At 59.2% G+C, this 20248-nt stretch carries 20 protein-coding genes; 12 read left to right on the top strand and 8 right to left on the bottom strand.

What is annotated here, in order from left to right; genetic code table 11:
• Positions 1-4: 4 nt before the first annotated feature.
• The 5 genes from FE795_RS00800 to FE795_RS00780 are packed head-to-tail and all read right to left on the bottom strand — an operon-like array spanning position 5 to position 4984.
• Positions 5-1453 carry a DUF3482 domain-containing protein gene (locus FE795_RS00800; protein ID WP_003804942.1) on the bottom strand — a complete coding sequence of 483 codons (1449 nt, stop codon included), beginning with the start codon at positions 1451-1453 and terminating at the stop codon, positions 5-7.
• The gene (locus FE795_RS17340) at positions 1450-2856 is read right to left on the bottom strand and encodes a DUF2868 domain-containing protein (RefSeq protein ID WP_219235433.1); all 1407 of its coding nucleotides are present in this window, start codon (positions 2854-2856) and stop codon (positions 1450-1452) included. Before FE795_RS17340 ends, FE795_RS00800 begins: the two co-directional genes overlap by 4 nt.
• Before the next feature lie 15 nt (positions 2857-2871).
• Positions 2872-3369 (bottom strand): TPM domain-containing protein, encoded by a 498-nt coding sequence (locus FE795_RS00790; protein ID WP_003804945.1) that lies wholly within the window; start codon positions 3367-3369, stop codon positions 2872-2874.
• Between the two features lie 17 nt (positions 3370-3386).
• On the bottom strand, positions 3387-4343 hold the full coding sequence (locus FE795_RS00785) for a TPM domain-containing protein (RefSeq protein ID WP_219235432.1): 957 nt from the start codon (positions 4341-4343) through the stop codon (positions 3387-3389).
• A 20-nt stretch (positions 4344-4363) separates the two neighbouring features.
• A complete protein-coding gene (locus FE795_RS00780; protein WP_003804948.1) occupies positions 4364-4984 on the bottom strand; it encodes a LemA family protein in 621 nt (206 codons plus the stop codon).
• Between the two features lie 427 nt (positions 4985-5411).
• Between FE795_RS00780 and FE795_RS00775 the strand changes: the two genes are divergently transcribed.
• The 4 genes from FE795_RS00775 to FE795_RS00760 all read left to right on the top strand — a co-directional run bounded on the left by FE795_RS00775 (position 5412) and on the right by FE795_RS00760 (position 10008).
• Positions 5412-6875, top strand: a complete 1464-nt coding sequence (locus tag FE795_RS00775; RefSeq protein ID WP_003804950.1) for a DEAD/DEAH box helicase — start codon at positions 5412-5414, stop codon at positions 6873-6875.
• Between the two features lie 64 nt (positions 6876-6939).
• Positions 6940-7563, top strand: a complete 624-nt coding sequence (locus tag FE795_RS00770; RefSeq protein ID WP_059318376.1) for a LysE family transporter — start codon at positions 6940-6942, stop codon at positions 7561-7563.
• Positions 7564-7660: 97 nt separating this feature from the next.
• Positions 7661-9274 carry a peptide chain release factor 3 gene (locus FE795_RS00765; RefSeq protein WP_003804953.1) on the top strand — a complete coding sequence of 538 codons (1614 nt, stop codon included), beginning with the start codon at positions 7661-7663 and terminating at the stop codon, positions 9272-9274.
• A 110-nt stretch (positions 9275-9384) separates the two neighbouring features.
• On the top strand, positions 9385-10008 hold the full coding sequence (locus FE795_RS00760) for a hypothetical protein (RefSeq protein ID WP_003804955.1): 624 nt from the start codon (positions 9385-9387) through the stop codon (positions 10006-10008).
• Between the two features lie 150 nt (positions 10009-10158).
• On the opposite strand, the gene bfr is transcribed toward FE795_RS00760, so the two are convergent.
• From bfr to FE795_RS00745, 3 genes are all read right to left on the bottom strand, one after another.
• Positions 10159-10638, bottom strand: coding sequence for a bacterioferritin (gene bfr, locus FE795_RS00755; protein WP_003804958.1), 480 nt, complete (start codon positions 10636-10638; stop codon positions 10159-10161).
• 269 nt (positions 10639-10907) lie between these two features.
• Positions 10908-11177 carry a (2Fe-2S)-binding protein gene (locus FE795_RS00750; protein ID WP_039944052.1) on the bottom strand — a complete coding sequence of 90 codons (270 nt, stop codon included), beginning with the start codon at positions 11175-11177 and terminating at the stop codon, positions 10908-10910.
• 133 nt (positions 11178-11310) lie between these two features.
• Positions 11311-12195 (bottom strand): LysR family transcriptional regulator, encoded by an 885-nt coding sequence (locus FE795_RS00745; RefSeq protein WP_003804961.1) that lies wholly within the window; start codon positions 12193-12195, stop codon positions 11311-11313.
• Between the two features lie 173 nt (positions 12196-12368).
• Here FE795_RS00745 and FE795_RS00740 point away from each other — a divergent pair, with 173 nt between their 5' ends.
• The 8 genes from FE795_RS00740 to leuD all read left to right on the top strand — a co-directional run bounded on the left by FE795_RS00740 (position 12369) and on the right by leuD (position 20193).
• Entirely contained in the window at positions 12369-12989 is a 621-nt protein-coding gene (locus tag FE795_RS00740; RefSeq protein WP_003804962.1) for an isochorismatase family protein, read from the top strand.
• 34 nt (positions 12990-13023) lie between these two features.
• Positions 13024-14025: a TRAP transporter substrate-binding protein gene (locus FE795_RS00735; RefSeq protein ID WP_003804963.1), complete on the top strand. Its 1002-nt coding sequence runs from the start codon at positions 13024-13026 to the stop codon at positions 14023-14025.
• A gap of 58 nt (positions 14026-14083) precedes the next feature.
• On the top strand, positions 14084-14602 hold the full coding sequence (locus tag FE795_RS00730) for a TRAP transporter small permease (RefSeq protein WP_003804964.1): 519 nt from the start codon (positions 14084-14086) through the stop codon (positions 14600-14602).
• Between the two features lies 1 nt (position 14603).
• A complete protein-coding gene (locus FE795_RS00725; RefSeq protein WP_131071157.1) occupies positions 14604-15902 on the top strand; it encodes a TRAP transporter large permease in 1299 nt (432 codons plus the stop codon).
• 127 nt (positions 15903-16029) lie between these two features.
• The gene (locus tag FE795_RS00720; protein ID WP_131071156.1) at positions 16030-17241 is read left to right on the top strand and encodes a CaiB/BaiF CoA transferase family protein; all 1212 of its coding nucleotides are present in this window, start codon (positions 16030-16032) and stop codon (positions 17239-17241) included.
• Entirely contained in the window at positions 17238-18143 is a 906-nt protein-coding gene (locus tag FE795_RS00715) for a hydroxymethylglutaryl-CoA lyase (protein ID WP_131071155.1), read from the top strand. The genes FE795_RS00720 and FE795_RS00715 overlap by 4 nt, the downstream gene beginning before the upstream one ends.
• Positions 18140-19552 (top strand): 3-isopropylmalate dehydratase large subunit, encoded by a 1413-nt coding sequence (leuC, locus tag FE795_RS00710; RefSeq protein WP_003800514.1) that lies wholly within the window; start codon positions 18140-18142, stop codon positions 19550-19552. The genes FE795_RS00715 and leuC overlap by 4 nt, the downstream gene beginning before the upstream one ends.
• The gene (gene leuD / locus FE795_RS00705) at positions 19549-20193 is read left to right on the top strand and encodes a 3-isopropylmalate dehydratase small subunit (RefSeq protein ID WP_003800516.1); all 645 of its coding nucleotides are present in this window, start codon (positions 19549-19551) and stop codon (positions 20191-20193) included. Before leuC ends, leuD begins: the two co-directional genes overlap by 4 nt.
• Positions 20194-20248: the final 55 nt, after the last annotated feature.

Here is a 20248-nt window from a genome sequence, read left to right as displayed (position 1 = left end):
TGCGTTATCGCTGTGTCTGCCCAACCGAGCTGGCCCCTGGCGCATTGCGCGCTCCCAGCAAGTGCTTGACCAGGCTCTGCACACAGGCTTCACGCCGCGAATCCGGCGCGTAGTCATTGCGCAAGGCGGACCAGGTCGGATGAATCCGAGCCTGCGCCAACTCCTCAGGCAGGCTTTGCGCACGCCAGACATTCAATTCCCGCTGCAAGGCCTGATCGAAATCCTCAGCATCAATTTCGCCCAGCCGAATAGGCGTTTGCGCCGCGTGACCGCGCCGCTCCAGAGCCGCAATCAAACTGAGCTGGCGCACCGCTAACAGGCGCAGCACCGCGTCATCCACACTTAACTCGGTCTCGCCTCGCAGCCTGCCCATCAAGCGCTGGCCCCACTTGTCCGCGCCTTGCCACAAACCGCCGGCCAGTGCGCCCAGAACCGTTCCCGTTCCCAGACTCAAGCCACCAGTCATCACATCCAGTGTCGCACCGGCCATGGCGCCAGCCGCCACGCCCTTACCCAACTGCACCCCAAACTCTTTCAAGGCCTGGGGATCAAACAAATCCATACCCCAACGGCCTCCCTCAAAATGCAGCAGATCTGCCACCACATCCTGACGGCCAAAGCTGTAGCGTCTGAGCAAAGCCTGAACACTCTTGGCCTCGCGTGCCAGGACCGGCTCCCGTAACTGCTGCACCGCCAAGGCCATGGATTCCTTGTCCGAGGGCGTACTCACTCGCCAGGCGGCCACATCAATCAGCAACTCTGCCAACAGCCGCAGGGCATCCCGACGCCGCAAGGCCGCCTGCTGGGCCAAATCCATTTTCAGATGTTGCAACACCCCGGCCTGCGTCTCCAGCAATACCGCCAGCTTGTCGTACAGCAACGCTTCGCCATCCAGCGCTGGCGCTACCGTATCGAACTCTGCCAAGGCATGCAGGCCCAAGCGGGCCAAAGCACTACGCCATTCCTGCACCCGAGCCTGCGGGCTGCGCACGAAGTTCAGAACAGGCAGCAAAGGCCGCCCGCTATAGGCGAGCAGCGTCAGCTCATCTTTATGCTTGCTCAGCACAGGATCGCGTGCATCCACCACGTATAAACCGGCATCACAGGACTGCAACTTACGCAGCACGCGAGCCTCTTGTTCAAAGCGTCCCTGCGCCGCGGGGGACTCCAGAAAGCGCCGAATCCGTTCCGGCCCATCAATACGCTCCCCAGGCTGGCTCAGCTGATCCATAAAGTCCAGCAAAGCCATGCTGTCTTCCAGGCCGGGGGTATCAAACAGCTCTACCAGAGCCTCGTCGTCCACCGTCAGCCGGGCTCCTTCTACATGCCGTGTGGTGCCGGGACTGTTGCTGACCTGACCAAAAGCGGCGTCCCGGGTCAGGGTGCGCAACAAGGAGGTCTTGCCGGTATTGGTATGGCCCACCACCGCCAGCGTCAAAGCCGCAGCATTCATGAAGGCTCCTTCAAAGGCCGGTCAGGCCATTGATCGTGTATCTGTCCCGGCGCAAAACCGGCCGCCACCAAGCGTTCATGCCAGCTGCGACGGCGTGCCTGCTCAGGATCGGCCAAGGCCTCATCCAGCAAAATGACATCGGACTGCTGGGCCAACTGCGCCCATTCCACCAAGGTGGCGACCACACCCCGATCCGGGGTCTGGGCAGCGTCACACACCATCAACAAATGACGAGGGCTCGCTGACTGCAGGCGGCCCAAAATAGCCAGACGCTCGGCCCGTGAATCCACGCGACCCAGATCCTGCATGTCCTCCTGCATAAAGGCAGGCGGCCAACGGTGTTCGGGCGGCAACTCCAGCCCCACCACACACAGAGCATGAGCCGCTAAAAGAGCGCCGGGCTCATTGTGAATCCGGGCGACTTTGTCGGGCGAGGCCAGTTCGTCTACGCCCGTAGGCTCACTGACAGGCATCAGGCGCGGGCGCAATTCCGCCAGACCCGGCAAACTGTCGTCCAAGCTCAGTCGCGCCGTGTGTGTACGCCATTGCCACAGGCTCCAGGCCAGGGCCAACACACGAGGCAGCAGGCCATACGTGACTACCACACCCAGCAACCAACTGGACCAAAGAGCCTGAGCCTGGGCATCCAGCATGTGCAAGCCATCGCTGCTACGTATGGTGAGGGTATCGGGCAAGGTAAAGCCCAACAAGGACGGCAGGACGCCCAGGCCTTCAACCAGCCAGACAAAGGTATCTGGCGTCAAAAGCGTGGTTTCCCAGTTGAAGTGATAGCGACGCGAAGCCAGCAATAACAGCAGGGTGCTCAGGGCCGACAGGAAGGCCAACACCCACAAACCATGGCTGATCAATCCCGCCAGCCAGAACTGAGTGCCACGGCGCGCCAACACGGCGGCAAAAGCCTGCGGCACCAGACTGGTCTCGCCTTTGACGAAGCGGCGACTCAGCCACCACCACAGATCGCCAGCCCAACTGCCAGCGCCGGTCGTTTTCCCCGACAAGGCCAGACTGAGCAACCAGAAAATAAAAGTCAGAACATGCAGTCCCAACAAGGCTCCTACGGCCGTGACCACATTAACGGCACGACGGCCATCGCCCAAGGCACCGGCTGCGGTCGCAGCACCGGCCAACACCGCCAGCACGGCCATCGCGACCATCAGAAGACGCGCCACGCGCCACCAGCGACTCCAGGCCTGCTCCAACCCGTCACGTTGAGCCAGAGCCAGGGCTCGCGCCGTTACGCGTCGAGCAAATGAGCCACCCGCCGCCCGTGCACGTCGCGACTCCGAGAGGTCTTCAAGAGGCCCCCACAGGGTCTCACGCAAACGTATGGCTTCAACCAAGGTTTGTTGCTGCCAGGAGCCGACAGGGGCAGACGGTTTCATGGCCCTGGGCCCCCTTTACAGCAGCACAGGTTCATCAGGCAAGGCATTGACGCGCGCATCATTCGGATCATGCGCCGGCGCGCCTTGCTGCAACACCGCCTCAATCGCCTCCACCGCCGTCAACAAGCCAGACAGATATTCGCGGGCCGCCAGATCCTTTTCCAACTCTCGGCAGATCCGCGCCCACTGGGCCGGGTCGGCCTGGATGCCACGATCCGCAATGATGTGGATATGCCGCTGCCCCAGAGCCAGATACAACAGGACACCGGAATTGAGCGGCGTATCCCATACACGCAAACGACCGAACACCTCCAGGGCACGTTGGGCACTGTCCGCTTCGTGCGCCGGCAGGACGGCCTCGATCGCCACCACCAGCTCGCCACTATGATTCTGTTCACCCTTGCGAATCTGTTCAGCCAGATGGCCCAGCATTTCCGCGTTGAAATGACGTCGGCGCAGCCATTGGCCGTGCACCGATGCCCAGCCCGACAACTCTTTCCAGTTCACACTCATGTTGCTCCCCTGTGGCCTTACCAGCTACCGGAGGCGCCACCGCCTCCACTGCCGCCACCACCACCGCCGCTGCCACCGCCAAAGCCGCCAAAACCCCCACCGCTGCTGCCGCCATTGCCGCCAAAACCGCCCGAGGAATAACCGCCCAGGCCTCCAATGACGCCGCCACGACGCGAAGCACGCCCGGAGCTGGACTTGCCGCCTGCCCCAAAGAGTCGGCCAATCATGCTCAAACCCGCACCAACGACGGCGGCCAGCAAAGCCAGACCAATACTGCCCGATACCACCAGCGTGAACACCCCCGCGGCAAAGGCCGCAAACAAGGGCGAAGCAAAAAACACGATCGCGCCGACGGCCAGCAAAGGCTCCCAGAACACCCCATCTTCCCCGGACGAAGTGACAGGGGCATTTTTAGGGGGCGGGGGCAGTTCCTCGCCGTTGACCAGCCCCACCAAACTATCCGTCGCAGCCTGAATGCCGGCGTAGAAATTGCCTTCGATAAAGCGAGGGGTCATTTGTTCTCGGATGATGCGGCCAGCCTGCAGGTCTGTCACCGCGCCTTCCAGACCATAGCCAGTCTGGATACGCATGCGACGATCATCCTTGGCCACCAGCAGCAAGATGCCATCGTCCACTTTCTTGCGACCGATCTCCCACTGATCAAAAACACGCAGGGCGTATTGCTCGATCGTTTCTTCACCCGTGGTGGGCACCATCAGGATCACCACCTGTGCGCCTTTTTCCTGCTCCACAGCCTTGAGCTGCTGGTTCAGGGCCTCTTTCTGCTCCGCGCTCAGGGTGCCGGTGGTGTCCGTCACCCAACCGGCAATGGCGGGAATCGGCTCGGGTTTGGCCTGCGCCTGGCCCCACGGCCAGCACAACATCAGCAAAACCGTCAGCAGACAGACCCAAATCAGCCTGCCTGTCCGTACAGACCCAAGCCCGGTCGTCGGTGCAAGATCGGACACCTTCATGGCACCCCCTCCAGAGTCACTCAATACCCGGCAGGAGCCGGTGTCGCAGGAATATCAAATTTGACTTCGGGGTCACGCGTGATTTCGCTCTGACGATCCACCCCGTAGTTTTCCTTGACCTTGTAGCCAAACAGCTTGGCGGTAATCAGGGTAGGGAACTGGCGAATGTACAGGTTGTATTCCTGCACTGCCTGCACGTAACGACCGCGCTCGGTGGCGATACGGTTTTCCGTGCCTTCCAGCTGCGTCATCAAATCACGAAACAGCCCGTCGCTTTTGAGCTGCGGATAGTTTTCCGAGACCGCGATCAGGCGCGACAAGGCTGAGGACAACTGGTTCTGTGCTTCCTGAAAGCGCGCCATGACCTCGGGATTATCAATATCCTCGACTTTCATCTGTATGGTGCCCACCTTGGCGCGCGCCTCGGTAACCTGCGTGAGTACCGTGCGCTCATTGACCATATAGGCATTGACCGAGCTGACCAGCTTGGGCACCAGCTCGGCTCGGCGCTCGTATTGATTCAAGGTTTGCGACCACGCGGCCTTGACCTGCTCGTCCAGCCGCTGGATCTCGTTATACCCACAACCCGACAGCAAGACCGCCATGCTGCTGATAAAGACCCATCGAATCCATGATGTCATGATTTTTTTCCTGCAAAAATAAGCAGATAAACAACAAAAACAGGTTACACCCCATTTGCCAGGGCACGTGCCCAAACCCGTCAGGCAGTGCGTGCACGCCAAGCGTAAACCGCGTATTGCAGCATAACAAGTGCGTCTATGGCGGTGCTTAACAATTTCTGTCAAATCCGCCGTGCCCACCACGCTGACCTTTTAGCCTTGAAACAGGTTGTTTTAACGCGACCGCGCAAAATGATACAAGATGGTCAATGAGGATTTTTACTGATTTCACGCTATAATGTCAGATTGCGCAGCGCACCAATCACTGCGCCTCTTGCAGCAGGCGGCGTTCTTGCCCCTGCCGTGGCATTGTCGCCATAAACAAAATACCTTAGCCTGGATTGGTAGGGCCCCGAAGAGGGCTTTTGGGCTAGTCACTGGAAAATTCTTGGACTCTCAAATCACTTTTGCCGCCCTTGGGCTGGCAGAACCTCTGTTGCGTGCTGTAACTGACGCAGGCTATACCCACCCCACTCCTATTCAGGCCCAGGCCATCCCCAAGGTCATTGAAGGGGGCGACTTGCTAGCCGCTGCGCAAACCGGTACTGGCAAAACGGCCGGCTTTACCCTGCCTATCCTGCACCGCCTGCTGAACAACCCTCAGCAAAACCGCAAACCCGGCCGCCCACGCGCGCTGATTCTTGCCCCAACCCGTGAACTGGCCGCCCAGGTCGAGGAATCGGTCCGTCTGTACAGCCAGCACACCCGTCTGCGCTCGATGGTCATGTTTGGTGGCGTGAACATCAACCCCCAGTTCCATGCCCTGCGCAAACCGCTGGACATTCTGGTGGCCACCCCTGGCCGTTTGCTGGACCACGTGCGTCAGCGCACGGTCGATCTGACCGGTGTGGAAATCCTGGTGCTGGACGAAGCCGACCGCATGCTGGACATGGGCTTTATCCGCGATATCCGCAAGATCATCAGCCTGATGCCGGTAGAGCGCCAGACCCTGCTGTTTTCGGCCACCTTCTCGGACGAAATCCGCGAACTGGCCCGCGGTTCGCTCAACAACCCTGACGAAGTGGCCGTTGCTGCCCGCAACACCACCAACGAACTGATTACCCAGCAAGTGATCCTGGCGGAACAGGCGCACAAGCGCGATCTGCTCAGCCACATCATCCGCGAAAGCAGCTGGAATCAGGTTCTGGTGTTCTGCCGCACCAAGCACGGCGCTAACCGTCTGGCTGAAAAACTGTCGAAAGACGGCATGGCCGCCGAAGCCCTGCACGGTAACAAGAGCCAGGCGGCTCGTACCCGTGCTCTGGCCGGTTTCAAAAATGGCAAGGTCGTGGTGCTGGTTGCCACTGACATTGCCGCGCGTGGTCTGGACATTGACCAACTGCCTTACGTGGTCAACTTCGAGTTGCCCAACGTGCCGGAAGATTACGTTCACCGTATTGGCCGTACGGGCCGTGCCGGCAGCGAAGGCGTGGCCTTGTCCTTGGTGGATCGCAGCGAAATGCGCCTGCTCAAGCAGATCGAGCGCATGACCCGCAATCCGATCGACCGCATCGTGGTGGAAGGCTGGACGCCTCCTTCGCGCGCTGCTCTGGCCGAAGAAGCCAAGGAAGACACGTACGCAGAGCGTCGCTTCAACAGCGCTCCTGGCGCTCGTGCTCCTGCTGCCCGTCGTCCCAACGGTGCTGGCCAAGCCCGCTCCGCTGAAGGCCGCGGCGGCAATGGTGAAAGCCGTCCGCGTCGTCCTGGCAACGACAACCGCCCACGTCGCAGCGCCGCCCCCGGTGCAGCCGGTGGTGGTGCGGCCCGTGCCGGTCAGGGTCGCCCTGGTGGCCGTCAGGACAGCCGCGGTCCCAACCGCAGCAACCGCAGCGCCGCACAAGCCAAAGCCTAAACTCCGCCAAGGGACTGTGCCTGCCAAAGGCGGGCGCAGTGCCCGCCTTTGAACCGAGCACATCATGGCACTGAGCACCTGGCTCGCCTTTTTCGCGGCTTCCTGGGTCATTTCGTTTTCACCTGGCCCAGGTGCGATCTCCTCCATGTCATCCGGCCTGAAATACGGCTTCAAGCGTGGCTACTGGATGGCGATCGGCCTGAATATCGGCATCATGATTCAGGTGTTCATCATCAGCCTGGGATTGGGACAAGTTCTGGCGCGCTCGGAACTGGCGTTCACCACGCTCAAGTGGCTGGGCGCAGCCTACCTGATTTATCTGGGCTGGAAGCAACTGCGCACCGACGCCATGCCGGTACAAGTCACCGGTCAGGCGCCCAGCGACTTTCGCATCCGCGATTTGCTGCTTCGGGGTTGTCTGATCAACATCACCAACCCCAAGGGTCTGGTATTTCTGCTGGCCATCATGCCCCAGTTTCTGGACGTGAATCGGCCGATGCCATTGCAATACCTGCTCATTGCCCTGACCCTGTGCTTTACGGATCTGGTGGCCATGGGTTGCTACACCTCCTTGGCGGCACGCATGTTGCATGTGCTTCGTCAGGCCAGCCACGTCCGGCTGTTGAACCGCGTGTTCGGTTCGCTATTTATTCTGGCAGGAACGGTATTGGCCAGCGTGTCACGTTAGCCTCGTGCGCGCCTGCGCTTGCCCCCAGGCCCTGCTTTACGGATAATTCGCTCACTGTTTTCCACGCGCCAGACTGGCGCTGCCACAAGGATTTTCAATGTCGTCCGGTGACATACGCTCTGAAGTCAAGAAACGCCGCACTTTTGCCATTATTTCTCACCCTGACGCGGGTAAGACCACACTGACTGAAAAACTGCTGCTGTTCGCGGGCGCGATTCAGATTGCCGGTAGCGTCAAGGCTCGTAAAGCCAGCCGCCACGCTTCCTCGGACTGGATGGAAATTGAAAAGCAACGGGGTATCTCGGTGGCCTCCTCGGTCATGCAGATGGAATACCGCGACTGCGTCATCAACTTGCTGGACACCCCCGGTCACCAGGACTTCTCCGAGGACACCTACCGGGTGCTGACCGCCGTGGACGCTGCCTTGATGGTCATTGACGCCGCCAACGGTGTGGAACCGCAAACCATTCGCCTCTTGCAAGTGTGCCGGGCCCGCAATACGCCCATCATCACCTTTGTGAACAAGCTGGACCGCGAAGTTCAAGAGCCACTGGATGTCCTGTCGGAAATTGAATCGCACCTGGGTATGGAAGTGGTGCCGTTTTCCTGGCCGATCGGGATGGCGCGTCGCTTTGGCGGCGTGTTCAATCTGCGCGCCAACCATATGCGTGTGTTCAAGCCCGGTCAGGAGCGTCATGGCGAGGATGAGATCATCCCTGGCCTGGACAACCCCGTGATTGCCGAGCGCTTTGGCGAGCCATTTGAAAAAGCGCAGGAAGAGATCGAACTGCTGAATGCAGCAGCGCCCGAGTTCAACCTGGACTTGTTCCTGGCAGGCAAGCAAACCCCGGTATTCTTTGGTTCGGCCATCAACAACTTTGGCGTGCAAGAAGTATTGGACGCGCTGGTGGATCTGGCTCCTGCGCCGGGCCCACGCGCCGCCCTGCAACGCGAAGTGCAGCCCGACGAGCCCAAATTCAGTGGTGTGGTCTTCAAGGTGCAAGCCAATATGGACCCCGCTCACCGCGACCGCGTCGCCTTTGTTCGTGTCAGCTCCGGGCATTTCAAGCGTGGCATGAAACTGAAAGTATCACGTACCGGCAAAGAGATTCGCCCCAATAACGTGGTGTCCTTTCTGTCCCAGCGTCGCGAGCTATTGGACGATGCGTTTGCAGGCGACATCATCGGTGTGCCCAACCACGGCATTCTGCAACTGGGCGACGTGCTGACCGAAGGCGAAAATCTGCAGTTTACCGGCCTGCCGTTCTTTGCCCCTGAACTCTTTCAATCCATTGAGGTCAAAGATCCTTTACGCACCAAACAATTGCGTACCGGCTTGACCCAGCTGGGCGAAGAAGGCGCCATTCAAGTGTTTCGCCCCCATATGGCAGGCGGCATGATGCTCTTGGGCGCCGTGGGCCAATTGCAGTTTGAAGTGGTGGCCCATCGTCTGAAAACAGAATATGGCGTGGAAGCCCGCCTGTCGTCCAGCCGCTTCAACATGGCTCGCTGGGTCACGGCCAAAGACCCTAAAGACATGAAGAAGTTCATCGAGACTAACGCTGGCAATATTGCCTATGACGTGGTCGAGGCCACTGCCTTTTTAGCAAGCTCGCCAGCGCAATTGCGTGTGGCGCAGGAGCTCAATCCAGGCATTGAATTCCACGCATTACGTGAACATGGTGGACACGTTTTCGGGGATGCCGTCTAATTCTGTCACAAGAGCAGAGCCGACAGTTCGCTACAATGACGGCTCTATTCTTTTAATAACGCGCATCCGGCTGACCGGATCGCCCCTGATTCAAAACCGAGACATCGCTTATGCCCTGGCGTTTTATCATTGCTGTCTTGCTGCTGGCCGCAGGTGCTTCAGTGTGGGGCGGCCTGGAACTGGGGAACTGGCTCATCGCGCACGGCCCTGAAAAATCCATGGTCGTCAGTGCACCTGATCCATCCGATCTGCCTACGCTTGATGCCGATGGAAAGCCCTTTACCGCCCAGCCGCCACAACCTTTGGTCAATGGCCGCTTAGGGGTACCCGAGGAGCCCACGCCTATTGCCTGGGAAATCGATACCTCGACGCTTACCGAAGAAAAACCGCCCATTGCGCTGGCGACCACATCCATTTCCCTGGAGCAGGCCATTCAGATTGCCATGTCCGAGCAGAATCGGGAGCTGCAGGGAATCGCCCGGGTGAACCTGGGTGATGCCGAGGCGATTCAGCCGGTGGAGGTTGGCACCCCCCCGCCACCCCCACCACAAGATATTCAGATTGCCAGCAATAACGGCGGGGCCTGGCAGGCACAATTGCAGCAAGAGTTGAATGCCTGTAGCAAAAAAGGCTTTTTCGATCGCCCCAGCTGCTCCTGGGAAGCCCGGAACAAGTACTGTGGTCCCAACAATGCCTGGGGCAAGGTGCCCGGCTGTCCGAGCAAGTCCTTTTAAGGACACGCTGATCGCTGACGGCTGCTGGCTATTACGACCAGCGCGCCCCGACGCTCCAGGTTCAAGACCGACTCCGGCTCCTGAAACGGCAATAAAAAAGCACCCGTCAAAACGGGTGCTTTTTTTGTGGCCTGCGCGTTCAGCACAGACTTACTCGTCGTGATCGCCCATCTGCGATTGCAGGTAGTTTTGCAGACCCACTTTCTCGATCAGTTCCAACTGCGTGCCCAGCCAGTCAATGTGTTCCTCGGTGTCGTCCAGAATCTTCAAAAATAGATCACGAGAGACATAGTCACGCGCGGACTCACAGTACTCAATGGCTTCTACCACCGTCTGACGCGCTGTCTGTTCCAGCTTCAAGTCACAGCCAAGCACTTCAGGCACGTTCTCGCCGATCATGATCTTGTGCATATCCTGCAGGTTAGGCAGGCCATCGAGCATAAAGATACGTTCGATCAGCATATCGGCATGTTTCATCTCGCCGATGGATTCGTCATACTCGTGTTTGCCCAGCTTGTTAAAGCCCCAATGGTTCAACATGCGAGCGTGCAAGAAGTATTGATTAATCGCTGTCAGCTCGTTCTTTAACTGCTTGTTCAAATGCTGAATTACCACTTTATCGCCAAACATGCTGTTCTCCTGTAAATCTGACGGCGCTCCCCCCAAGGACGCGCCCAGCCCCCACACAAGACCTCACTGCCGCTATCACAAGCAGGCGCGACGCAGTCAAAATCGGGGTGGGGGATGAAGGTGACAGGCTACCATGCACTCGAGGGCAACGGCTTAAAAAAGGGACAGGCACCCAGAAAGCGTTGCACTTTTGGGTTAGTAACAGGACTAACAACAATCATTCCCACTACGAAGAGCGGGAAGCGACAATCCTGATTGAAATCACGCGCTTAAGCGCGACAGACAAGGCGGCCGAACTCGGGAACAGGGATCAGGCTGTCGTTGGCAGCCGAATCCACCCGGGCGGTTTCGAGGCTGGCAATCATGGCTTGATTGGCATAGCGCCCACCCGGTAAATAGTCCTGAGCCGTCTCCGCGCAGCAGCCACAGCACGACGCCACGCCCAGCTGACCTTGAAGGTCTGCCAGACTGGAAGCGCCGCCTCGTACTGCTTCTTGTACTTGACGCTCGGTGATTGCGTTACATATGCAGATAAACATGAGAACCATTATTATCAAGAACCGCAAAAAGATCAAGAGTCATTCTCATTAAGAACACCTGAACGTTCTGTGCCTCCTGGGAACGGCCTGCTACCGGGCAGTGCCCACCGGTCTCAAGGCGGGAAAAAACGCATCAATTTTGCAACAGGTGGTCCATCAGCAGGCGGGCAGCGGGGGACAGGCTATAGCGGCTGCGTACGCACAAGGCGACCCGGCGGCGCGTCCACGGCTCCCGAATGACGCACATGGCCAGGCCCAGACTCTGCACGTAGGATTCGGCCACGGAACGAGGCAGTACGCCAATGCCCAGGCCGGCCTCAATCATGCGGCACTGAGCGTCATAACTGGTGACCTGGACGCGGCAACGCCAGGTACGTTCCAGCTCGCTGGCCGCGCGCAAGAGCAAAAGATTGGGATGACTACCGGTGTGCATGCCGACATAGTCAAAATCCAGTGTGTCGGCAAAGGCCAGCTCGGGCCGGTCGGCCAAGGGATGGCGGGCAGGCACCAGCAGAACCAGCTCATCCTGCCGATAATCGTAATACTCCACCTCGGCGCTGCCCACGCCTCGAATCAAAACCCCCAGATCGGCGTTATTGTCCGCCACCGCCTGCGCCACCCCGGCACTGATCCGCTCCTCCAGGGATACCCGCACTTTGGGATGGCGTGCCATGAAAGAGCTCAGGGCTTGCGGCAAGAACTGCGTAATCGACGACAGATTCGCTGCAATCCGCACATGCCCGGTCGCCCCCCCGGCAAAATCTCGCATTAACGCGCCCATGGCGTCCATATCGTCCAGCAACCGCTGGGACATGGCGGCCAGCGATTTACCCGCCGCGGTGGGATAGACACCCTTGTTGCTGCGCTCGATCAGGGCGGCGCCCAACTGCTGTTCCAGATCGCTCAGACGTTTGCTGACGGCAGCAGGGGCAATGTGAGACTGCTCGGCAGCCCCCGAAATGGTGCCCCGTTCGAGCACCAGTAAAAACAGCCGCAAAGATTTGGGATCAATGTTCATAAGCCAGTATTCCATCCTAGGAGAGGCAGGCCGACAAGCGCTCTACCATCATCAATCGCGATAGCACCATCGCAATTTGACGCTGTACTCACACCAATAGCGATGACAGACTAGGTCAATAATACGGAACCTGATTATCCAAGTCAGAGAAATAAAGTGAGGGGACAGACACGATGCGCGACAGCGACAATCTGAAAGGGGGCTTTGATGGCACCCTGCCCATGGGGCACCAGCCGGTTTTGCTCGTTATCGATTTTCAACGTGGCTTTACCGAGCCCGGCTTGACGCCGCTGGCCTCGGACTGTGACAGCCAGATCGAACAGACCAACCGCTTGATTGGCGCCATGCGCGGCAAAGGCCGCGTGATATTCACCATCATCGGCTATGAAACCCACCTGGCCGACGCCAATCTGTGGCTCAGCAAGGCCTCGTCCTTGCGCTGCCTGCTGCGTGATTCGCCAGCCTGTGAGCTGGACCCCCGACTGGACTACGACCCCCAGCAAGACATCATCCTGCACAAAACACAGGCCTCCGCCTTTTACGGCACGCCGTTGTCCGCCCTGCTGGCCCATCAAGGCTGCGACATGCTGATAGTGGCAGGTGCGACGACCAGCGGTTGCGTGCGCGCCAGTGTGGTGGACAGCCTGCAGTCAGGATTTGCCCCGTTCGTGGCTGAAGATGCGGTAGCGGACCGCTCGGCAGCCCAACACCGCAGCAATCTGATCGACATGGCCAGCAAATACGCCGAAGTGCTGCCCTCTGCAGGCTTGATCGCTCATCTGCACACGCTTTAAACACGAAACAAAAAAGAAACCACAGGAGACATGCATGAAAAAAGCCCTGACAGCGGCTCTGGCCGCCTGCACCCTGGCGCTGGGTAGTTCGCCAGCCCACGCCCAGGAAGTGGAACTGACCTTTTCAACCTATTTGCCGCCGGCCTACGAGTACGCCTGGAAACCCATCGAGAATTTCGTCCAGACCGTCGAGAAAGAAAGCCAGGGCCGAATCAAGATCAATGTGTTCCATTCCGGCCAGCTGTTTGACGGTTACGAGGAACTGCCCGCTTTGTCCCGCGGCGACGTGGACATGGTCAACATGACCAGCACCTACCCCAGCGGCACGGTGCCCGCGCTCAACATTTTTACCCTGCCGTTCCTCTTTGACAGCACCGCCCACCTCAAGCGGGCTCTGGACCAGGGCCTGTTCAAGCTGGGTGCCGAGCAGGAGCTGCGCGACACACATGATGCCGTGGTGCTGGGCCTGGCGCCCTGGGACCCGTACGAGTTTTACAGCCGCAAGGCACCGATCAATTCGGCTGCCGACGTCAAAGGCAAAGTATGGGCCTCGACCAGCTCCATGGACGCTCGCGCACTGCAATTGCTGGGGGGCTCGCCCACCGGCATGCCCTCGTCTGAACTCTATCTGGCTTTTGACCGTGGCGTGATCGACGCCACCCCGCGCCCCTTGCTGACGGGCATTGGACGCAATCTGTACGAAGTGGCCAAGCACCTGTCCATCGCCAACTTTGGCATCGACGTTTCGGTGCTCGCCATCAATCGCAAGAAATGGGAGTCCTTGCCCGCTGATCTGCAGGAGATCCTCATCAAGGCTGCCCAGCAGCGAGACCAGGAGCAGTTTGAGCGCGTCAATGCCTTTGTAGACCAGGCTCTGCAACGCTACGAACAAGCCGGGGTGACTATCAATCGTGTCGAGCCGGCCCAACTGGCCCAGATGCGTGAACAGACCCGCCCCGCCATTGAAGAATGGAGCAAGCAGGTTGAGAACGGCCCAGCCTATCTGGAACTGATCGAAAAAACCCGCCAGCCCTGATCACACGTGACGGCGCGCCGTGCCCAGCACCGGCGCGCCTTGCGCGTGGGGAGACACCATGAATCCACTTATTCATTTTCTGGGCGCCTTTGCGCGCGGCAGTAATCGGCTTGCCATTCTGCTTGCCGAAGTGGCCCTCGCCGCCCTGATGCTTGCCTGCACCTACGGCGTGATAGCTCGCTATGTCTTTAACAGTCCCAGCATCTACATCACCGAAGTGTGCGTGTACCTGCTACTGGTCTGCTCCTGGTTATCCGTAGGTTGGGTCCATCTGGAGAACCGCCACGTCAGTGTCGAGGCCTTCCACATGCGCTTTTCACCGCGCGGCCAGCGTCTGGCGACCTGCATCTCGCAACTGTGCATTCTGTTTTTCTGCCTGGTGCTCTTGTGGGCCGGGATGTCGGTGGTAGAAACCGCCCTTGCCCGCAACTATCGCTCGGCCTCCATGCTGCGTTTCCCACTGTGGATCGCGTACGGCATGATCCCGCTAGGTGGCACCTTGCTGGGTCTGGCAACCCTGCGCCGACTGTTCATCCCGGACAGTGTGGAATCCAACGACAGCATCAAGGAGTTCTGACATGGATTCCATGCTCATTTTCAGCCTGATGATGGCCTGCTTTACCATCCTGATGGTTATCGGTACCCCCATTTTTGCCGCACTGGGTGTGGCCAGCATTTCCGGCATTCTGATGAAGTCCGGTCTAGCCGGCCTGGATGTGATTCCTGCCACCTTGCACCGCGGCATGGCCAGCTATTCCCTGATCGCCATCCCGCTGTTCATTTTGATGGGCGAGGTCATCGCGCGCACCAGCATTGGCGGCAAGCTCTATCAACTGTTTTACCTGTGGCTGAACCGTTTACCCGGTGGTTTGGCTGTAGCCAGTGTGGGCAGCTCGGCCGTTTTCGGTGCCATGAGCGGCGTCAGCGTAGCGGGGGCCGCCACGATTGGTCGCTTTGCCATTCCTGAAATGCTCAAGCGCGGTTACTCGCCTAGCCTGTCGGGCGGAACAATTGCCGCCGCTGGTGCCTTGGCCCTGCTGATTCCACCCAGCATCGGTTTTGTGCTCTATGGCGAAATGGCGGACCAGTCCATCGGCAAACTATTCATTGGCGCCTTGCTGCCTGCATTGATGGTAACCATCATGATGGTGATCTATGTAGCGCTGGTTGCGGTGTTCAAACCCGAAGCAGCTCCCCGCAATGCCGAAGTCGTCACCTGGACTCAGAAGCTGACTGCCCTGAAAGACATCTGGGCCGCCGCGCTGCTGATCCTGCTGGTGCTGGGCACGATTTACATGGGTATTGCCACGCCAACAGAAGCAGCAGGCATTGGTGCTGCGGGCGCCTTTATCATCGCCATCGCCTACAAGGAAATGAACTGGCGCGTCGCCTTGCAAATTCTGCGCTCCACTGCGGTGACCAGTGGCATGATCCTGCTCATTCTGGCTGCGGCGCTGCTATTTGGCTATATCATGACGCGCCTGATGATTCCGCAAAAGCTGGTGTCCTTAATTACGGCTTCGTCTCAGCCGGCCTGGCTTATTTTGCTGTTCGTGCTGCTGTTCTTAATTGCGGTCGGCATGTTCCTGGATATTGTCTCCCTGATTCTGATTGCCACGCCTGTTTTATTGCCGGTTATTGTGGCTCTGGGTTATGACCCTTTGTGGTTTGGGATTGTCATGATTATCGCCTGCGAAATGGCGGTCATTACCCCTCCTGTCGGATTGAATTTGTATGTCATCAAGGGCATTGCACCACAGATCTCGCTACAGCAAATTACACGAGGAGCCTTGCCTTTTGTAGCATTGGAAATTCTGGCCATTATTATTCTGACCATCTTTCCCGATATTATTCTTTGGCTTCCCAGAACACTTTAAAAAAAGACCCGCTTCATGCGGGTTTTTATTTATCTTCCATCCACGTTTTTTACGATGGCAGCATAATATTTCATTGCTTTTCCACTTTCTTTTTCTATTCCAGAATCAATCATTGGAGGAAACAGAAATGGATAAAAACAGCTTTACCGCCCCCCCGCTCAAAGGCATCAAAGTCCTGGAGCTGGGCTCACTGATTGCCGGCCCCTATGCCGGTAGCCTGCTGGCCCAATTCGGGGCCGATGTCATCAAGATTGAACCGCCCGGCAAGGGCGACCCGCTACGCCGCTGGCGGCAACTGCACAAGGACACCTCCCTGTGGTGGCGCGTGCAAAGCCGCAACAAGCGTTCCATTGCACTGGACCTGCGCCAGCCCGAAGGCCAGGACATTGCCCGTGAACTGGCCCTGCAAAGCGATATCGTTATTGAGAATTTTCGCCCCGGCGTGCTGGAACGCTGGGGTCTGGGCTGGGAAACACTGCATGCACTGAACCCGCGCCTGATCATGGTGCGCGTCTCCGGCTACGGGCAGGACGGTCCCTATCACCGACGCCCCGGCTTTGCAGCCATCGCAGAATGTATGGGCGGCCTGCGTTATGGCACCGGCTACCCGGATCGTCCTCCCGTACGGGCCGGTGTCAGCCTGGGCGATACGCTGGCTTCGCTGTACGGCACCATTGGGGCGCTGCTGGCCATGCACCATCTGCATCAGTCAGGCGGGCAGGGCCAAATGATTGATGTGGCCTTGTACGAATCGGTCTTTGCCATCATGGAAAGCCTGATTCCGGACTATCAACTGAACGGTCATCAACGCGAACGCACCGGAGCGAGCCTGCCCGGCATTGCCCCCTCCAACACCTATCCTACCGGTGACGGCAAGTGGGTGGTGATTGCGGCCAATAGCGATGCCATCTTCATTCGCCTGATGCAGGCCATGGGCCGCCCCGATCTGGCCAGCGACTCACGCCTGTCGGACAACGCCGGACGCGTGGAACACAGCGCCATGCTGGACCAGACCATCGGCGACTGGACCGGCGCTCGCAGCCTGACCGACGTGCTGACGGCATTGGAGCAGGCCGAAGTTCCCAGCGGCAGCATCTACACTGCTGCCGACATTCTGAATGACCCACACTACCAGGCCCGCGGCATGCTGGAAAAACACACATTGGAGGACGGCCAGGAACTGACCATACCCGGCATCGTGCCCAAGCTCAGCCGCAGCCCCGGCGCCACCCAGTGGTTGGGGCCGGAGTTGGGCGAACACACGGACAGCATCCTGCAAGAACTGGGCATGAGCCCGGAGCGCTGCCGAACACTGCGTGAACAAGGAATCGTGGAATGAGTACCGTATTGATCAGCGACGTCACCTTGCGTGACGGCCTGCAAATCGTGCCGCGCTGGGTGCCTACCCCGGACAAGCTGCGTATCGCGCACGCCCTGCCTGAATGCGGCGTGCGCAAGATCGAGCTGACATCCTTTACCTCGCCCAAAGCCATTCCCTCCCTGGCGGATGCCGACGAGCTGGCCAGCCTGACCGCACGCGACCCTCACGTCTGTTACACCGCCCTGGTTCCCAATCTGCGCGGTGCGCAACGGGCTTTAGCGGCCAGTATGGATGAGCTGAACTTTGTATTTTCGGCCTCTGAAGCGCATAACCAGGCCAATCTGCGCATGACGATTGCGCAATCACTGGCCCAGTTGGAGCAGGTCCTGGAAGCAGCGGGCAACACGCCCGTCAACGTGTCCCTGTCCACCGCTTTTGGCTGCCCCTTTAGCGGCTCCGTCGCCTCCGCACACGTGATTGCCTTGATGCAAGAAGTACAGCGTATGGGAGCCAGCTCCGTCAGCCTGTGCGATACCACCGGCATGGGTTCGCCCGTGGATGTAGAGCGCCTGACCCAAGCCGCTTTGAGCCTGTATGGCGAGCAGGGCGTCACCGGCCATTTTCATGACACCCGCGGTCTGGCGCTGGCCAATGCCTGGGCGGCGTACCGCGAAGGAGGGCGTCGTTTCGATGCAGCACTGGCCGGTTTGGGCGGCTGCCCTTATGCTCCGGGTGCCAGCGGCAATGCCAGCCTGGAAGATCTGGCGCATATGTTCCAGATCAGCGGCGTGGAAACCGGTTTGAATCTGGAAAAGCTGCAAGCAATGGCTGAAGAAATCGCCGCCCTGACCCACGAGCCGATTCAGAGTCGTCTGCACAAAGCCGGCCCGGCTTATGCCTTGAAGGTGTCCCCGTCATGAACCCCGCCCGCACCCTGTTTCAAAAGCTCTGGGATACACATCGCGTGGCAGCGTTAGACGATGAGCATGATCTGATCTACATAGACCGCCAGTTGTTGTACGAAGTCACCAGTCCGCAAGCCTTCGAGAGTTTGCGTCTGGCCGGGCGTCACGTGCGTCGCCCGGAAACCGCACTGAGCACGGTCGACCACAACGTGCCCACTCGTCGCCGCAATCAGCGTCTGGCAGACCCCCTGGCCCAGGCGCAAATTGACCAGATGGAGATCAACAGCCGGGAGTTTGGGCTGCGCTACTTCGGGCTGGATGACGAGCGCCAAGGCATCATCCACGTGATCGGACCCGAACAGGGCATGAGCTTGCCCGGTTCCAGCATCGTGGCCGGCGATTCCCATACCAGCACGCATGGCGCATTTGCGGCCTTGGCCTTTGGCATTGGCACTTCCGAGGTGGAGCATGTTCTGGCCACGCAATGTCTGGCCGCAAAACGCATGCGCAGCCTGCAAGTAGATGTGCAAGGCGAACTGCCAGCCACCAGCACCGCCAAGGATCTGATCCTGCACATCATTGCCCGCCTGGGCGCGGATGGCGGGCGGGACTGTGCCATTGAATTTACCGGCCCTGCCATCCGCGCCTTGTCGATGGAAGGGCGCATGACCTTGTGCAATATGGCGATCGAAGCGGGTGCCCGTATTGGCCTGGTCGCTGTGGACGACAAGACTCTGGACTATGTGCGCGGTCGTCCCTTGGCACCGAAAGACGAAGCCTGGAACAAGGCGGAATCGTACTGGCGCACATTGGTCAGCGATGAGGGCTGCCAATACGATCAGCACTTGCAGATCGACGCCACGCAGGTCGCCCCCACTGTTACGTGGGGAACCTCCCCCGATATGGCGTTGGCCATCGACCAGCGTGTGCCTGACCCCTTGACCGCCGCCACGGGCAAACAAGCTGATGCGCAACGCGCATTGAACTATATGGCTTTGCAGGCCGGCCAGCCGCTGGCGGGTATCGCCATAGACCGGGTGTTTATTGGTTCCTGTACCAATGCGCGCATTGAGGATCTGCGCAGTGCGGCCGCCATGGTCAAGGGCAAGCGCGTGGCCAGCACCGTGCTGCAAGCCTTGGTGGTCCCCGGCTCGGGTCTGGTGCGTCGTCAGGCCGAGCAAGAGGGCTTGGACCAGATTTTCATGCAAGCCGGTTTTGAATGGCGCGAGCCAGGCTGCTCCATGTGCCTGGGCATGAACGAGGATCGCTTAAAGCCGGGCGAGCGCTGCGCCTCCACCTCCAACCGCAATTTCGAAGGGCGGCAGGGCGCCTTGGGGCGCACCCACCTGATGAGTCCGGCCATGGCCGCCGCAGCCGCAATTGCGGGCCACCTGGTTGATATCCGACATTGGGAGACCCCATGAGCCTCAACACCGCATTTACGTCCGTACGCTCGCGCCTGATTGCACTGGACCGCGCCAATGTGGATACCGATGCCATTTTGCCCAAGCAATATATGACCTCGTTGTCACGCACCGGCTTTGGCCCTTATGCCTTTGACAACTGGCGATACGCTGACATCGGCTATCCGGGCAAACCACGGGCCGAACGCGAGCCGAACAGCCGTTTTTGCCTGAATCAGCCCAGTGCGCAAGGAGCGCGTATTTTGCTGACACGGGAGAACTTTGGCTGCGGCTCCAGCCGCGAGCACGCGGTATGGGCGCTGAAGGATTTGGGCATTGTCGTACTGATTGCGCCTTCTTTTGCCGACATTTTCCGCAATAACTGCTTTAAAAATGGCTTATTACCCATAACGCTCAGTACCGCTCAGGTAGACGCCCTGTTTGCCACCGTCGCCCGTCATCCCTGGGATGAATGGACAGTGGATCTACAGGCTTGCACGCTGAGCGGCCCCCAACCACCCATCCTTTTCCACGTGGAGCCCGAACGCCGACGCCGTCTGCTACTGGCCCTGGATGACATCAGCATCACCGAGCAAAAGCAGGCAATGATCCAGGCCTACGAGGAAAAGCGCAAACGGCAGGAGCCCTGGCTGTTCAGCTAGGAAACGCCCCGGCATGCGTCTGGCAGGAGGCAGGCCAGCACGTGTCAGCGCCGGA

This window comes from Alcaligenes ammonioxydans, assembly GCF_019343455.1.
Taxonomy (GTDB): domain Bacteria; phylum Pseudomonadota; class Gammaproteobacteria; order Burkholderiales; family Burkholderiaceae_B; genus Alcaligenes; species Alcaligenes ammonioxydans.
Note: the sequence above shows the minus strand (reverse complement) of the source record. Positions and strands in the feature narration are given on the sequence as shown.

Bases quoted from the DNA above. Each gene is read 5' to 3' on its own strand.
- FE795_RS00730 (WP_003804964.1), top strand. From the start codon at position 14,084: ATGAATCCACTTATTCATTTTCTGGGCGCCTTTGCGCGCGGCAGTAAT.
- FE795_RS00785 (WP_219235432.1), bottom strand. From the start codon at position 4,343: ATGAAGGTGTCCGATCTTGCACCGACGACCGGGCTTGGGTCTGTACGG.
- leuD (WP_003800516.1), top strand. From the start codon at position 19,549: ATGAGCCTCAACACCGCATTTACGTCCGTACGCTCGCGCCTGATTGCA.
- FE795_RS00720 (WP_131071156.1), top strand. From the start codon at position 16,030: ATGGATAAAAACAGCTTTACCGCCCCCCCGCTCAAAGGCATCAAAGTC.
- FE795_RS17340 (WP_219235433.1), bottom strand. From the start codon at position 2,856: ATGAAACCGTCTGCCCCTGTCGGCTCCTGGCAGCAACAAACCTTGGTT.
- FE795_RS00735 (WP_003804963.1), top strand. From the start codon at position 13,024: ATGAAAAAAGCCCTGACAGCGGCTCTGGCCGCCTGCACCCTGGCGCTG.
- FE795_RS00725 (WP_131071157.1), top strand. From the start codon at position 14,604: ATGGATTCCATGCTCATTTTCAGCCTGATGATGGCCTGCTTTACCATC.
- FE795_RS00760 (WP_003804955.1), top strand. From the start codon at position 9,385: ATGCCCTGGCGTTTTATCATTGCTGTCTTGCTGCTGGCCGCAGGTGCT.
- FE795_RS00770 (WP_059318376.1), top strand. From the start codon at position 6,940: ATGGCACTGAGCACCTGGCTCGCCTTTTTCGCGGCTTCCTGGGTCATT.
- FE795_RS00740 (WP_003804962.1), top strand. From the start codon at position 12,369: ATGCGCGACAGCGACAATCTGAAAGGGGGCTTTGATGGCACCCTGCCC.
- FE795_RS00800 (WP_003804942.1), bottom strand. From the start codon at position 1,453: ATGAATGCTGCGGCTTTGACGCTGGCGGTGGTGGGCCATACCAATACC.
- leuC (WP_003800514.1), top strand. From the start codon at position 18,140: ATGAACCCCGCCCGCACCCTGTTTCAAAAGCTCTGGGATACACATCGC.
- FE795_RS00765 (WP_003804953.1), top strand. From the start codon at position 7,661: ATGTCGTCCGGTGACATACGCTCTGAAGTCAAGAAACGCCGCACTTTT.
- FE795_RS00790 (WP_003804945.1), bottom strand. From the start codon at position 3,369: ATGAGTGTGAACTGGAAAGAGTTGTCGGGCTGGGCATCGGTGCACGGC.
- FE795_RS00715 (WP_131071155.1), top strand. From the start codon at position 17,238: ATGAGTACCGTATTGATCAGCGACGTCACCTTGCGTGACGGCCTGCAA.
- FE795_RS00780 (WP_003804948.1), bottom strand. From the start codon at position 4,984: ATGACATCATGGATTCGATGGGTCTTTATCAGCAGCATGGCGGTCTTG.
- FE795_RS00750 (WP_039944052.1), bottom strand. From the start codon at position 11,177: ATGTTTATCTGCATATGTAACGCAATCACCGAGCGTCAAGTACAAGAA.
- FE795_RS00745 (WP_003804961.1), bottom strand. From the start codon at position 12,195: ATGAACATTGATCCCAAATCTTTGCGGCTGTTTTTACTGGTGCTCGAA.
- bfr (WP_003804958.1), bottom strand. From the start codon at position 10,638: ATGTTTGGCGATAAAGTGGTAATTCAGCATTTGAACAAGCAGTTAAAG.